General features: G+C 40.6%; 16 protein-coding genes. 3 read left to right on the top strand and 13 right to left on the bottom strand.

Annotated elements, in window-relative coordinates; genetic code table 11:
* Window positions 1-20: 20 nt before the first annotated feature.
* Window positions 21-704, bottom strand: a complete 684-nt coding sequence (gene rpiA / locus HT718_RS05580; RefSeq protein ID WP_173267776.1) for a ribose-5-phosphate isomerase RpiA — start codon at window positions 702-704, stop codon at window positions 21-23.
* 160 nt (window positions 705-864) lie between these two features.
* Between rpiA and HT718_RS05575 the strand changes: the two genes are divergently transcribed.
* Window positions 865-1050 carry a hypothetical protein gene (locus tag HT718_RS05575; protein WP_001068559.1) on the top strand — a complete coding sequence of 62 codons (186 nt, stop codon included), beginning with the start codon at window positions 865-867 and terminating at the stop codon, window positions 1048-1050.
* A gap of 112 nt (window positions 1051-1162) precedes the next feature.
* On the opposite strand, the gene trxB is transcribed toward HT718_RS05575, so the two are convergent.
* From trxB to HT718_RS05540, 7 genes are all read right to left on the bottom strand, one after another.
* Complete coding sequence (trxB, locus tag HT718_RS05570) at window positions 1163-2074, bottom strand: thioredoxin-disulfide reductase (RefSeq protein ID WP_173267774.1); 912 nt, start codon at window positions 2072-2074, stop codon at window positions 1163-1165.
* Between the two features lie 65 nt (window positions 2075-2139).
* Complete coding sequence (locus HT718_RS05565; protein ID WP_000926599.1) at window positions 2140-2364, bottom strand: DUF4059 family protein; 225 nt, start codon at window positions 2362-2364, stop codon at window positions 2140-2142.
* Window positions 2365-2441: 77 nt separating this feature from the next.
* Window positions 2442-3185 carry an amino acid ABC transporter ATP-binding protein gene (locus HT718_RS05560; protein ID WP_153225931.1) on the bottom strand — a complete coding sequence of 248 codons (744 nt, stop codon included), beginning with the start codon at window positions 3183-3185 and terminating at the stop codon, window positions 2442-2444.
* Complete coding sequence (locus HT718_RS05555) at window positions 3185-3985, bottom strand: amino acid ABC transporter permease (RefSeq protein ID WP_001103449.1); 801 nt, start codon at window positions 3983-3985, stop codon at window positions 3185-3187. Before HT718_RS05555 ends, HT718_RS05560 begins: the two co-directional genes overlap by 1 nt.
* 157 nt (window positions 3986-4142) lie before the next feature.
* Window positions 4143-4499, bottom strand: a complete 357-nt coding sequence (locus HT718_RS05550; protein ID WP_173267772.1) for an arsenate reductase family protein — start codon at window positions 4497-4499, stop codon at window positions 4143-4145.
* Window positions 4500-4511: 12 nt separating this feature from the next.
* On the bottom strand, window positions 4512-5021 hold the full coding sequence (locus HT718_RS05545; protein ID WP_173267770.1) for a methylated-DNA--[protein]-cysteine S-methyltransferase: 510 nt from the start codon (window positions 5019-5021) through the stop codon (window positions 4512-4514).
* On the bottom strand, window positions 5021-5515 hold the full coding sequence (locus HT718_RS05540) for a GNAT family N-acetyltransferase (protein ID WP_173267768.1): 495 nt from the start codon (window positions 5513-5515) through the stop codon (window positions 5021-5023). Before HT718_RS05540 ends, HT718_RS05545 begins: the two co-directional genes overlap by 1 nt.
* Before the next feature lie 134 nt (window positions 5516-5649).
* Here HT718_RS05540 and HT718_RS05535 point away from each other — a divergent pair, with 134 nt between their 5' ends.
* Window positions 5650-6096, top strand: a complete 447-nt coding sequence (locus tag HT718_RS05535; RefSeq protein ID WP_173267766.1) for a DUF1836 domain-containing protein — start codon at window positions 5650-5652, stop codon at window positions 6094-6096.
* The gene (locus tag HT718_RS05530; RefSeq protein ID WP_020900212.1) at window positions 6093-6740 is read left to right on the top strand and encodes a hemolysin III family protein; all 648 of its coding nucleotides are present in this window, start codon (window positions 6093-6095) and stop codon (window positions 6738-6740) included. Before HT718_RS05535 ends, HT718_RS05530 begins: the two co-directional genes overlap by 4 nt.
* A gap of 281 nt (window positions 6741-7021) precedes the next feature.
* Here HT718_RS05530 and HT718_RS05525 read toward each other — a convergent pair whose 3' ends face one another.
* The 5 genes from HT718_RS05525 to HT718_RS05505 all read right to left on the bottom strand — a co-directional run bounded on the left by HT718_RS05525 (window position 7022) and on the right by HT718_RS05505 (window position 13323).
* Window positions 7022-7948, bottom strand: coding sequence for an aldo/keto reductase (locus HT718_RS05525; protein WP_173267764.1), 927 nt, complete (start codon window positions 7946-7948; stop codon window positions 7022-7024).
* A 102-nt stretch (window positions 7949-8050) separates the two neighbouring features.
* Window positions 8051-10048 carry a methionine--tRNA ligase gene (metG, locus tag HT718_RS05520; protein WP_153225938.1) on the bottom strand — a complete coding sequence of 666 codons (1998 nt, stop codon included), beginning with the start codon at window positions 10046-10048 and terminating at the stop codon, window positions 8051-8053.
* A 123-nt stretch (window positions 10049-10171) separates the two neighbouring features.
* Window positions 10172-11431, bottom strand: coding sequence for an ABC transporter permease (locus HT718_RS05515; RefSeq protein WP_173267762.1), 1260 nt, complete (start codon window positions 11429-11431; stop codon window positions 10172-10174).
* Between the two features lies 1 nt (window position 11432).
* Window positions 11433-12134: an ABC transporter ATP-binding protein gene (locus tag HT718_RS05510; protein ID WP_033677473.1), complete on the bottom strand. Its 702-nt coding sequence runs from the start codon at window positions 12132-12134 to the stop codon at window positions 11433-11435.
* A complete protein-coding gene (locus HT718_RS05505; RefSeq protein WP_173267795.1) occupies window positions 12118-13323 on the bottom strand; it encodes an efflux RND transporter periplasmic adaptor subunit in 1206 nt (401 codons plus the stop codon). The genes HT718_RS05510 and HT718_RS05505 overlap by 17 nt, the downstream gene beginning before the upstream one ends.
* Window positions 13324-13446: the final 123 nt, after the last annotated feature.

Genomic DNA, 13446 nt, shown 5'->3' with positions numbered 1-13446 from the left:
GTATCTCCTTATTATGTTGATTAGTTTGCTTTTGTTGAAGTTAAAACCTGAACTCCATCTCGTCCAGCAACGATGACCTTATCCACCATTTGGTTGAATAAACCGTGCTCTACAACACCAACGATATGGTCCAATTCTTGCCCAAAGGCTATTGGATCTTCGATGACATCCAAGGCTAAGTCAATGATAAAGTTCTGCATATCGGTCACAAAACGTTGGCCATCTTTTTCACGGAAACTTGGTTTGTAGCCAGCTCGCTCAAAACGACGAAAAATCTGTTCTGCACCATACTGAACCACTTCTACTGGCAATTTAAAAGCACCTAGTTTGTCGACCAGCTTGCTTTCATCCACCACCCAAATATATTCTTTTGAGGGCGTTGCCACAACCTTCTCCATGAGAAGGGCGCCACCACCGCCTTTGATTCCGTTAAACTGACTATCCACTTCATCCGCCCCGTCAACCGTCACATCAACCAAATCTACTTGGTCAATAGACTTGAGTGGGATATTAAGACCTTCAGCCTGTTTACTAGTCACACTAGAAGTCGTTACAGCTGTAATCTGCAACCCTTCTTCCTTGATACGACGACCAATTTCTTCGACAAAATAATAGGCAGTAGACCCCGTTCCAAGTCCGACTACCATGCCATCCTTGACAAACTCAGCAGCCTTGATACCTGCCATTTTTTTCAGATTTTCCACTCAAACACCTCCATTAAAGAGCTATTTCTATTATACCATGTAAAGGCTTAATATTCATCTGAAAATTGAAACCGATAACCATTCTCTAAGAAATCTTACTAGAGTTGATTTTTTATCATAAAGATGGTTAAATATTTAAGTATAGAAAAGGAGAAATAAGATGAACCCATTAGATTTGTTTAATCAAGTAAAAGAGTTAATCGAAACAAAAGATTTCGAAGCTGCAAAAACATTTGTTGCAGAAAATCAAGAACAGCTTGGAGAATACTTCTCTCAAGCTCAGCAGTTGATTTCTGGTTCAGAAGGTCTAGATGGCCTCGTTAGCAAGATTAAAGGATTTTTCTAAAAATATAAGAGGCTGGCAAAACTCAATTTCAGTAGAAAATGAGATTAATTTTCCCACAATAAAACGCATAGTGTCAAATTTTTTGTAACTCTGATGCTATGCGTTTTTATGATTAACTATGTTCGGTGATAAACTTGTAGGCTTCTTGACCAGCGATAGCCCCATCTCCAACTGCTGTTGTCACTTGACGAAGGTCTTTCAAGCGAACATCTCCAACTGCAAAGATACCGTCAACTGCAGTCTTCATGTGGCTATCTGTCACAATCCAGCCTGCCTGATCTTGAATATTCAATTCTTTAACAAAATCGCTAAGAGGGTCCAATCCAACATAGATAAAGACACCACCGAAGGCTTGTTCTGTCACTTGACCTGTTTTCACATTTTCAAATACGACAGATTCTACTCGGTTTTCACCCTTGATTTCCTTCACTACAGAATCCCAGATAAAGCTGATTTTCTCATTCGCAAAGGCGCGGTCTTGTAAAACCTTTTGAGCACGAAGTTGGTCACGACGGTGAACGATGGTAACAGTCTTAGCAAAACGAGTCAAGAAGAGGGCTTCTTCAACAGCTGAATCTCCACCACCGACTACCAACAAATCTTGGTCACGGAAGAAAGCACCATCACAAACAGCACAGTAAGAAACACCACGACTGTTCAGTTCTTCTTCTCCAGGTACTCCCAAAGGACGGTGTTTAGAGCCAGTCGCTACGATAACTGTACGTGTTTCATATGTTTGGTCATCAGTCATCACTTTCTTAAAATCACCATGGTCTTCAACATTTTTAACATAACCATAAATGTGCTCAACACCAAGATTTTCAAGCGGTTCAAACATCTTTTCAGCCAATTCTGGCCCACTAATATTAGCATATCCTGGGTAATTTTCGATATCAGAGGTATTATTCATCTGACCACCTGGCAGACCACCTTCAATCAATGCTACTTTCAAATTGCTTCGAGCAGCATACAAGGCTGCAGTCATCCCTGCAGGTCCAGCACCGATAATAATAGTATCGTACATATAAATTCCTTCTTTCTTGTTGTAACTATCTTTATTCTAACTCTTTCTTGTCAATCACGCAAGGATTATGCCTTGAAAACAAGAATTAAACTCATAACCGCAAAGGATAATACTGGAACAACCAAGACTCCAATCATAATCATATCATAGAGATGGGCTTGGCGAGCCTTGGCTGTCTTATCAACTCCTGACATGGCTCTCAGTCCAATCCAAATCCCTAAAAAAATTAGGACAAGGATGGTGGTCAAGATCAAACTCTCGAAATATAAAGAAAATAGTTGCAGTAGCATGATTTCTCTCATTTCTATCTTTTTTAAAGAGTAAACTCAGCTAGTCCAGCTAACTGAGTTTTTCTTTATCCATTATATCAAATATAAGTCCGTTTGTAACTAGCGAAGAATTCTTTTGTCCGCTCTTCTTTAGGATGGTGGATAATCTCATCTGGTGTTCCAGACTCGATGATTTTCCCCTTATCTAAGAAGAGAATCTTATCAGCCACTTGGGCTACAAAGGACATGTCATGACTGACCAAAATCATGGTCTGACCTGACTTCGCAGCATCTGCAATAGATTTTTCTACTTCACCGACCAATTCTGGGTCAAGAGCTGAAGTTGGTTCATCTAAGAGCAAGACATCTGGTTTCATAGCAAGAGCACGCGCTAGAGCAACCCGTTGCTTCTGACCGCCTGATAAATGACGAGGGTAATGATTCTCACGGTCAGAAAGCCCAACCTTAGCCAACTCTTCCTTGGCAATCTTAGTCGCTTCTTGGTCAGATAATTTCTTAACCACAACCAAGCCTTCTTTCACATTATCAAGTGCTGTGCGACGTTCAAACAAATTAAACTGTTGGAAAACCATTGACAGCTTGCGGCGGAGGGAAAGGATTTCTTCTTGAGTAATTTTAGAAAAATCAACTGAGAAATCATCAATCTGAATCGAGCCACTATCAGGAGTTTCAAGATAATTGAGACTGCGAAGGAAGGTTGATTTTCCAGCTCCTGAAGAACCAATCAAGGCTACGACTTCTCCTTTTTGGATATCCAAGTCCAGATGATCCAAGACAGTCTGTCCTGAAAACGATTTACTTAAATTCGAAATCTTAATCATTAACGAAGGTCTCCTTTCACATCTGTTTGCACTGTATCAGGTGCGGAAATAGCCATTTTTCTCTCGATAAAACGACCGAGGCTTTCAATTCCAATATTGACTACCCAATAAACAAGGGCAACGGAGATAAAGCGTTCAAAATAGCGGTAATCAGCTCCACCCAAAATCTGAGCTTGGGCAAAGACTTCCACAACACCCGCACTAAAGGCTAGGGAAGTTCCCTTGGTCAAGCCGATTAAGGAATTGATCAAGGTTGGAGTCGCCACAACGGCCGCATTTGGAATAATCACGCGACGATAAACTTGTGCTCGTGTCATACCCAAACTACGTGCCGCCTCAATCTCACCAGGATTTACTGAGAGAATGGCTGCACGAATGGTTTCACTAGCATAGGCTGCCTCATTAAAGGCAAAGGCAACAATTGCAAAAGCAGCGGCTGGAATCGCATTGATATTGAGACCAGTTCCCCATTGCTGATTGAGGGCTTTCAAAGCCAAAGGAATTCCGTAGTAGGTCAACATGAGTTGCACCAAAATCGGTGTCCCTTTGAGGAAACTAACAAAGAAGGCCTGCAAGGGATATAAAATCTTGACACGATTGATTTTCACAATAGCAAAAAGAAGCGCCAAAACCAAGCCAAAAAGGGCACCACCAATTGTCAACATAATCGTTGTTGGAAGCTGTTGAACAATTCTTGGAATCCCATCAAAGACCGAACGTAGGCTAAACAGCTTACCATCCGGAATCAATTGCATCAAGTTTTGGTACCAATCTGATGCTAAAATCGTTGTAACATTCATAAAAACATCCTCTCCTGATAATGATTCATTCTACCATACTTCTGCCGTCAATGAAATTATTTGCTACGGTCAGATACAGACTTTGTCTACCTACTAGTTTATCATACTTTGAAACAGGGAGGTTATATATTTTATCTATCAAAGAGATAAGTAAAAACTATTTCAGTCCCAGTTCTTCGTAAGCTTTTCGATAACCGATTTGCTTAACAATTCCATTCTCCACTAAAATCGGTCGTTTCAATAACATACCGTCGCTTGCTAGCAACTCAGCTGCTTCTTGATTTGATAAACTTCCTACCTTATCTTTCAGCCCTAATTCACGGTATTTTATTCCACTAGTGTTGAAAAATTGCTTCAATTCGAAACCTGAGGTTTCTAGCCAGTTTAAAATAACTTCTTGGCTGGGTGTTTCTTCCACGATATGGACGGCTTTGTAGTCCACACCGAGTTGGTTTAATTCTTGTTTTGCTTTTTTACAAGTTGAACATTTTGGGTATTCGATAAATTCTAACATGTATTTCACTTTCTATTTTATATCTTTAAAATCTGCGCCTTCATGGTCCAAGAGACAGGCTTTCTTTTCCATTCCTGCAGCATAACCAGTCAGACACTTGCCTGCTCCCAGCACACGATGACAAGGTACAAGGATGGACCAAGGATTACGTCCTACAGCTCCACCAATTGCTTGAGCAGAAGCCACTTGCAGGTCTTGAGCTATTTGTCCATAGGTCACTGTCTGACCATAAGGAATTCCCTGTAAGTAGGACCAAACCCGCTTTTCAAAATCCGTCCCGATTGGAGCCAAGGGTAAGTTGGATAAATCCTGCGACTTGCCTTTAAAATAATTATCTAAGCAAGCAATAACTGAATCTAAAATAGGATGACTCACAACTTCTTCTATGGTTTTGTCTCCTATTCCTCTCTCAAAATGCTTCTGCTCCTGCACCCAAATTCCATACAGATATTTCTCGTCAGCAATCACGGACAAGGTTCCTATTGGCGAAGTGTAGAGCATTTTTGCATACTTCTTTTGCATTATTTCTTCAATTTTTGATAGGCCAAGCGTTCACCGTCTACTGGCACCTTACCGACCTGTTTAAAACCGAGTTTTTCAAAAATATGTTGCATAACCTTGTTTGCAGCATGCGTATCTGAACGAAAATCCAGATAATCAAAACCTTCAATCAAACCCTCTAAAAAAGTTTGAGCAACTCCCTGTCCCTGCACATCTGCTGCCACAGCAATACGGTGAAAGACTAGGTACTCTGACTCCCCAGCTTGCCAGTTTCCTTCATAAATAGCTTCATAGGCTGCCTCTGGACTCTTGGTCACAGCAGCATAGGCTAACAGTTCTCCCTCTTCCAAGGCCACATAGGCTTGACCAGAGATGATATCATCAATAATGATGTCGGCATTGGGATAGCCATTTTGCCACTGGTCGCTACCAGACTTAGCTAAGCACTTTTTAGCATCCTCCATCACCTGCATAATGGCATCCACTTCATTTGGAAAAGCTAAACGAATCTCCATCTTTTCTCCTCATTTCTGACTAGTTTCTCCCATCATAGCATAATTTAAGCCTTTTCACAAGCAGTTGAAACTTGACTTTTTGTTTTAATTATTTTATAATCTAGTTATTAAAACCAGATAAAAAGGAGTTGGAAATGAAAACTACCTTTTCCTACCCAAAATGGGCAGAAATCCCAAATATTGACCTCTATCTGGATCAGGTTTTACTCTATGTCAATCAAGTCTGCGCTCCTGTCTCTCCAGATAAAGACAAAGGCCTAACAGCATCTATGGTCAACAATTATGTTAAACATGGTTATCTGACAAAGCCTGACAAGAAAAAATACCAACGCCAACAGATTGCCCGTTTGATTGCTATCACAACCCTCAAATCTGTCTTTTCAATTCAAGAAATCGCTCAGACCCTTAATACTCTCCAAAGTCAAGCCAGTTCAGACCAACTCTACGATGCCTTTGTGAACTACATGAACAATGGGATTGATCCAGAAAATCCTATTATCCAAAGTAGCTGCCAAACCGTTAAGCTCTATCATCAAACCCTAGCCTTAATCCATCATACTCAAAAGGAGGAAATCCGATGAACACTAGTCTTAAACTCAGTAAACAACTCAGTTTTGGAGAGGAGATTGCTAATAGCGTGACCCACGCTGTGGGTGCAGTCATCATGCTCATCTTACTGCCTATTTCATCCACCTATAGTTATGAGGCACACGGATTTTTATCATCTATCGGCATTTCCATTTTTGTTATTAGTCTTTTTCTCATGTTCCTCTCATCCACCATTTACCACTCTATGGCCTATGGTTCGACCCACAAATACGTCTTGAGAATTATTGACCATTCGATGATTTATGTTGCCATTGCTGGCTCTTACACGCCCGTCGTCTTGACTTTGATGAATAACTGGTTTGGCTATCTGATTATTGCCATCCAATGGGGAACGACCATCTTTGGTATTCTCTATAAAATCTTTGCTAAAAAAGTCAATGAGAAATTTAGCCTTGCTCTTTACCTGATTATGGGCTGGTTGGTTCTAGCTATCATTCCTGCCATTATCAGTCAAACAACTCCAATCTTTTGGAGTCTCATGGTAACTGGCGGACTCTGTTATACAGTTGGGGCTGGATTTTACGCCAAGAAAAAACCTTATTTCCACATGATTTGGCATCTCTTTATCCTAGCAGCATCTGCCCTCCAGTACATTGCCATTGTTTATTATATGTAAAAATAGGTTAGGATAAAAAATCCTAACCTCATTTTTTTATTCTCTATGATGTTTTATACTCAATCAAAATCCAAAAATGACTCTAATCCATTTTATAATATCTACTATCGTACCGTCGATTATGGGATACTACTTCCCTACCAGTATATAAATCAGAATAGTTAAATCATAATCATCCGTTTATGAACCGTACCTAACGAATCAAGACAGACTAATAGCCACATAACAAAAAACGTTTTGAAACATTTTTTTGACTGTGATTTCTTTAAATGCATTTTTTCCTAAGGTAAATCATTCCCTGCAGCGATGTAAATTTCATACCATTCTTTTCTTGTTAAGTTAAAGTTTGTCGCTTGGCTAGCTTCTATCAAATGCTTAGGATTTGTTGTACCTACGACTGCCTGCATTTTTGCTGGATAACGCAATATCCAAGAAATGGCAATAGTTGAAGGGGTTACTCCATATTTAAAAGCTAAACGATCAAGTACTTGATTTAAAGCTTGAAATTTCTCATTTCCAACAAAATTCCCTTTAAAATATCCGAACTGCAAGACTGACCAGGCCTGGATAACCATGTCATTTAATTTGCAGTATTCAAAGACGCTTCCATCACGCAAAGCTGCCTTGTTGCCTTCCATATTAACATGAAAACCTGCTTCAAAACCAGGTGTGAAAGCTGCACTTAATTGTAATTGATTAATAGATAGAGGTTGTTTGACTTCTTTCTTCAGCAACTCCATCATCATGGGATTTTGGTTGGACACACCAAAGTATCGAACTTTACCTGATTTTTGTAGAATTTCAAAAGCTTCTGCCACTTGGTCAGCTTCCATCAAAGCATCTGGTCGATGAAGAAGCAAGCTATCTAAATAATCAACCTGCAATCTTTCTAAAATCCCATCAACTGATTGTAATATATACTCTTTTGAAAAATCAAAATAGGTAAATTCTTCTATGCGAATACCACACTTGGACTGAATCCACATCTTCTCACGCAAGTCAGGGCGATGTTTTAAGACTTGACCCAGTAATTCTTCGCAACGTCCACGACCATAGATATCTGCCAAGTCAAAGGCATTGATTCCGACAGATAAGGCTGTTTCAACCAGCTCCTCAACTTCTTTGACCGACTTGTCACTGATTCGCATCATGCCTAGGACGATTTCTGATAGTTCTCTTTTCTCTTGACCGAATGGAATGTATTTCATGGCTTTTTCCTCCGTTTTTCTTCATTATAAAGCAGAATGCCTCTTTTATCAACTATCTTCATACAAAAGAAAAGAACCAGTTCAAACTGGTCCTTTTAAATCTTAGCCAATCACGCTTCCATTTGGTACAGCTGGATCAACTGTGAGAAGGGTTAATTTGCCATCATGTTCAGCTGAGAGGATCATACCTTGGCTGACATATTTTTTCATCATTTTACGTGGTTTGAGGTTGGCAACGATTTGGACTTTCTTGCCGACCAATTCTTGTTCATTTGGATAGTATTTTGCAATTCCTGAGAGGATTTGACGGTCTTCTCCATCACCAGCATCTAGGCGGAATTGAAGCAACTTGTCAGAACCTTCTACTTTAGAAACTTCTTTGACTTCTGCGACACGGATTTCGACCTTGTCAAAGTCCTCAAACTTGATTTCTTCTTTGTTAAGTTTGAGTTCTACTTCGTCTGGATTCCATTCTTTTGCAATTGCTGGTTTGTTGCCTTCCATTTGTTCCTTGATATAGGCAATCTCTTCTTCCATATCCAGACGTGGGAAGATTGGTGTTCCTTTGGCAACTACTGTTACACCCTCAGGGAAATTAGCCAAACTCAAGTTCTCAAGGCTCGCTACTTCTTCCAATCCAAGTTGTGCCAATACAGCGCGACTAGTTTCCATCATAAATGGTTCAATCAAGTGAGCTACGACACGAAGACTAGCTGCCAAGTGGCTCATAACACTTGCCAATTGGTCACGATGAGCTTCATCCTTAGCCAATACCCATGGAGCTGTCTCGTCGATGTATTTGTTTGTACGTGAAATAAGAGTCCATACTGCTTCAAGTGCACGTGGGTAGTCAACTGCTTCCATGTGTGTATGGTAATCAGCGATTGATTCAGCAGCTACTTGAGCAAGAGCATTGTCAAATTCTGTCACGCCCTCTACATAGGCAGGGATTTGTCCATCAAAGTACTTGTTAATCATAGAAACCGTACGGTTAAGGAGGTTCCCAAGATCATTGGCCAATTCATAGTTGATACGGCCGACATAGTCTTCCGGAGTGAAGGTTCCGTCTGAACCAACTGGAAGGCTACGCATGAGGTAGTAACGAAGCGGATCCAGTCCGTAACGCTCTACCAACATTTCAGGATAGACCACATTCCCTTTAGACTTAGACATTTTGCCGTCTTTCATGACAAACCAACCATGGGCAATCAAACGATCTGGCAATTTGATATCTAACATCATAAGAAGGATTGGCCAATAGATTGAGTGGAAACGAAGGATGTCTTTTCCTACCATATGGAAGACTGTTCCATTCCAGAACTTGTCAAAGTTACCATGTTCATCTTGACCGTAGCCAAGAGCTGTCGCATAGTTAAGAAGGGCATCAATCCAAACATAGACAACGTGTTTTGGATTAGATGGTACTGGAACACCCCATGTAAAGGTTGTACGAGAAACTGCCAAATCCTCTAAACCTGGCTCGATGAAGTTGCGAAGCATTTCATTAAGGCGACCATCTGGCGTGATGAATTCAGGATGGGCTTTGAAAAATTCGACCAAACGATCTTGGTATTTGCTGAGGCGGAGGAAGTATGATTCTTCAGATACCCATTCCACTTCGTGACCTGATGGAGCGATACCGCCAGTCACATTTCCAGCTTCGTCACGGAAAACCTCCGCAAGCTGGCTTTCTGTAAAGAATTCCTCATCTGAGACTGAATACCAACCAGAATATTCACCCAAGTAAATATCATCTTGAGCAAGCAAGCGTTCAAAGACCTGCGCCACTACTTTTTCATGGTAATCATCAGTTGTACGGATAAATTTATCGTATGAGATATCTAGTAATTGCCAGAGTTCTTTGACTCCAACTACCATCCCATCAACATAGGCTTGAGGTGTGATGCCAGCTTCTTCAGCTTTTTGCTGAATTTTCTGACCATGCTCGTCAAGACCTGTCAAATAAAAGACATCGTAGCCCATCAGGCGTTTGTAGCGAGCTAGGACATCACAAGCGATGGTTGTGTAGGCAGAACCGATATGAAGTTTACCAGATGGATAGTAAATCGGCGTTGTAATATAAAAATTCTTTTCAGACATAATTTTTCCTTTCCAGGCAAATGAAACCTGTTTTTCTAACACTTCATTATATCACATTTTTAATGAATTTCGATAGGGAAATCCATACAAAAACAAGATAGACAAGTGTCCATCTTGTTGATCTTATTCATAACGAAGGGCTTCGATTGGATCAAGTTTCGATGCCTTATTGGCTGGTAAGACCCCAAAAATCATACCAACACTAGCCGAAACTGCAAGACTAAATAGGGCAACTGGGATTGATACTCCCACTTCTATACCCGCAATCAAACCTTGCAATAGTATACCAGCTATAGCGGTTAAGCCTGTTGCAATAGTCAAACCAATGACTCCACCTAACAAGGTCAAAATCATGGATTCAATCAAAAACTGGATTAAAATATTAGCACGTGTTGCACCCAATGCCTTACGAAGACCAATCTCACGAGTACGCTCCGTCACCGAAACCAGCATGATGTTCATAACACCAGTCCCTCCAACAAAGAGGGAGATTCCCGCAATGGCACTAATAATCGTTGTTATAAAGCCAAAAAGTTGTTGTACTTCTTGGAAGGCTGCAGTCGCATCTGCCACCTGATACTCCCCTTGCTGAAGACCAGCAATCTCGGTCAATTTTCTAGCTAATTCTGGTCCCACTATTGGTGTCAAACTGGTATCATTAACACGGAAGACAATATCAGAAATTTCATCCATATTGAAGTTATTGGCAAGAGAAATATTAGTCGTAATTGGAAGTCCGCCAATACCAAAAGTCTTGGCAGCCTTGGACTCGTCGCTAGTATAGACACCAATGACACGATAACTAAAGCCACCAACATCTATAATCTGGTTAACAGCTTCTTGAGCTGACCCAAACAGACTATTAGCAAGTTCTTGGTCTAGTAAAATGACACTGGCCACATCTTTATAATCCTGAGCCATGAGACTTCGGCCTGCAACAATTTCATTTTCAACCGCCTTCATGTAGGTAATATTCCCACCTGTCAAGCTAGCTCTCTCTACTTTTTTATCTTTATATGACAGGGTGGTATTTGTTGAGTTGGTTACATAGTAACTATCTACCCCCTTCAGTTTGGCCGCCTCCTTGACCCAGGATTCTTGTGGTTTTGGTGGTTCAACATGAACTTCCTCTTCTTTCCCAGAAACTGTTAAAGCTGATTGTTTTTGGGTAAAAGAACCGTCTTTACTTTTAATAGGCGAGAAAAAGACATGAATATTCTTCTGTGACTTGGTCATGTTTTTATTGACCTGACGAGACATAGAATCCCCCAGAGCCATAATCACAACAACTGATGACACACCAATGATAATCCCAATCATAGTGAGAAAAGAGCGCATCTTGTGAGCCATAATAGATGAAAAGGCAAATTTCAGATTTTGCATCTTAGTTTTCCTCCTTTTCTAACTGAGCACTATCAGATGAAATAACCCCATCTCGAATGACAATCTGGCGTTTAGCATAAGCAGCGATTTCAGGCTCATGCGTTACCATGATAATGGTTTTTCCTTCTTTATTCAGTTCAACTAATAATTGCATGATTTGGTTACCTGTTTTTGTATCCAATGCTCCTGTCGGTTCATCTGCTAAGATGATAGAAGGATTGTTTACCAAGGCACGCGCAATAGCTACACGTTGCTTTTGACCACCAGATAATTCCGAAGGTAAATGGTGACTACGTTCTGTCAATTCAACTTTATCTAAATATTCCTCAGCTAACTTGCGACGTTTTGAAGCCGAAACTCCTGCGTAAATCAAAGGCAATTCTACATTTTGCAGAGCATTGAGTTTAGATAGAAGAAAGAACTGCTGAAAGACAAAGCCGATTTGTTGGTTGCGAACCTTAGCTAGTTGTTTTTCACCAAGTCCAGCTACTTCTTGGCCTTCAAGATAATATTCTCCACTGCTTGGTGTATCCAACATCCCAATCGTATTCATGAGAGTAGACTTACCAGAACCAGATGGTCCCATGATGGCAACAAACTCACCCTCATTCACTTCTAGGTTGATATTTTTGAGAACCTGCAGTTCTTGGTCACCATTCCGGTAACTTCTGCAGATATTTTTTAAACTAATTAGTTTCTTCATCAGCCTTCACCTCTTTTCCTTCCTCTAGAGAAGATGTTGGGTTACTGATGACCTTGACTCCATTTGTCAGACCTGAAGTGATTTCTTGGTTGTCTGCATCAGCATTTCCCAAACCAACTTCCACTTTCTTGGCCTTTTTCTGCTCGTCAAGTACCCAGACATAGTTCTTATCATTTTCAGTCACAACACTTGTTAAAGGAACTAGAATAGCTTTACTCTTATTCTTAACCTCAACACTTACTGAGAATCCTTGTTTCAAGTCACCGATTTCACTTGTAACATCGATGGTATATGGATATTTAGAACCAGAGTTACCGCCTGCTGCTGCAGCTGCACTTGCTGCTTCTCCATTGTTTTTAGGGTAGTCAGAAATATAGCTAAGCTTACCTGTCCAGCTCTTATCTTGATAAACTTTAGAAGTAAAGGTTACTTCTTGACCTACAGATAAGTTGGCAAGGTTGTATTCAGATAGTTCACCCTTAACTTGCAAGTTTTCATTGCTAACGACATGAACTACCACCTGGCTAGCTCCAGTTGGAGATTTTGAAACATTGCGGTTGACTTCGACTACAGTTCCTTCTAGAGTGCTGAGAACCGTCATTGCATCCAACTGACTTTGAGCCTTACTTAATTGTGCTGCTGCATCTGCACGAGCATCACGAGCATCACCCAGTTGTGCATCAATAGATGAAACTGAATTTCCTGATACTGGAGCTGGAGCTTGCGCTGCAGCTCCTTCGCCTCCTGCTGGCGTTGGCAACTGTGGAGCCGGAGCTGAAGCAACTTCATTTCGTGCTTGGTTGAGTTCGTTGATATGACGGTCTGCCTTCGCAACTGCTCGACTCGCTGAATCATAGGCCGCCTGGGCTTCTGAACTACTGTACTTGACTAAAGCCTGTCCTTCACTAACCTTATCACCCACAGAAACAAGGATTTCATCTAAATCTCCCTTACTAGCATCAAAATAAACATATTGTTCATTTTTTGCTGTTACTGTCCCTGACAATAAGACAGAAGATGCCACGCTTCCTTCCTTAGCAACAACCAGATGAGTAGCCTCATCTTTTACAGCAGTCTGAGAAGGTTGTCTAAAGAGTAAAATCCCTCCAGCACCCAATACAACTACACTGGCAGCACCGATTGCTGCATACAATTGCCACTTTTTAGCTTTACCATTCTTTTTCATAATAAAACTCCTTTTTGATTTAAAGTCCTTAACGATATTATACAAAAATTCCCAAATATAAACAATAACAGTTGAGAACGAAATAATGACATTTCAGGATTCACTTATTGTTCGGAATTTATTTTT

The organism is Streptococcus sp. 714 (assembly GCF_013277115.1).
Taxonomy (GTDB): domain Bacteria; phylum Bacillota; class Bacilli; order Lactobacillales; family Streptococcaceae; genus Streptococcus.
The sequence above is the reverse complement of the archived record's forward strand: the minus strand, read 5'-3'. Positions and strand labels throughout refer to the sequence as shown.

Bases quoted from the DNA above. Each gene is read 5' to 3' on its own strand.
- HT718_RS05575 (WP_001068559.1), top strand. From the start codon at position 865: ATGAACCCATTAGATTTGTTTAATCAAGTAAAAGAGTTAATCGAAACA.
- trxB (WP_173267774.1), bottom strand. From the start codon at position 2,074: ATGTACGATACTATTATTATCGGTGCTGGACCTGCAGGGATGACTGCA.
- HT718_RS05565 (WP_000926599.1), bottom strand. From the start codon at position 2,364: ATGCTACTGCAACTATTTTCTTTATATTTCGAGAGTTTGATCTTGACC.
- HT718_RS05560 (WP_153225931.1), bottom strand. From the start codon at position 3,185: ATGATTAAGATTTCGAATTTAAGTAAATCGTTTTCAGGACAGACTGTC.
- HT718_RS05555 (WP_001103449.1), bottom strand. From the start codon at position 3,985: ATGAATGTTACAACGATTTTAGCATCAGATTGGTACCAAAACTTGATG.
- HT718_RS05550 (WP_173267772.1), bottom strand. From the start codon at position 4,499: ATGTTAGAATTTATCGAATACCCAAAATGTTCAACTTGTAAAAAAGCA.
- HT718_RS05545 (WP_173267770.1), bottom strand. From the start codon at position 5,021: ATGCAAAAGAAGTATGCAAAAATGCTCTACACTTCGCCAATAGGAACC.
- HT718_RS05540 (WP_173267768.1), bottom strand. From the start codon at position 5,515: ATGGAGATTCGTTTAGCTTTTCCAAATGAAGTGGATGCCATTATGCAG.
- HT718_RS05535 (WP_173267766.1), top strand. From the start codon at position 5,650: ATGAAAACTACCTTTTCCTACCCAAAATGGGCAGAAATCCCAAATATT.
- HT718_RS05530 (WP_020900212.1), top strand. From the start codon at position 6,093: ATGAACACTAGTCTTAAACTCAGTAAACAACTCAGTTTTGGAGAGGAG.
- HT718_RS05525 (WP_173267764.1), bottom strand. From the start codon at position 7,948: ATGAAATACATTCCATTCGGTCAAGAGAAAAGAGAACTATCAGAAATC.
- metG (WP_153225938.1), bottom strand. From the start codon at position 10,048: ATGTCTGAAAAGAATTTTTATATTACAACGCCGATTTACTATCCATCT.
- HT718_RS05515 (WP_173267762.1), bottom strand. From the start codon at position 11,431: ATGCAAAATCTGAAATTTGCCTTTTCATCTATTATGGCTCACAAGATG.
- HT718_RS05510 (WP_033677473.1), bottom strand. From the start codon at position 12,134: ATGAAGAAACTAATTAGTTTAAAAAATATCTGCAGAAGTTACCGGAAT.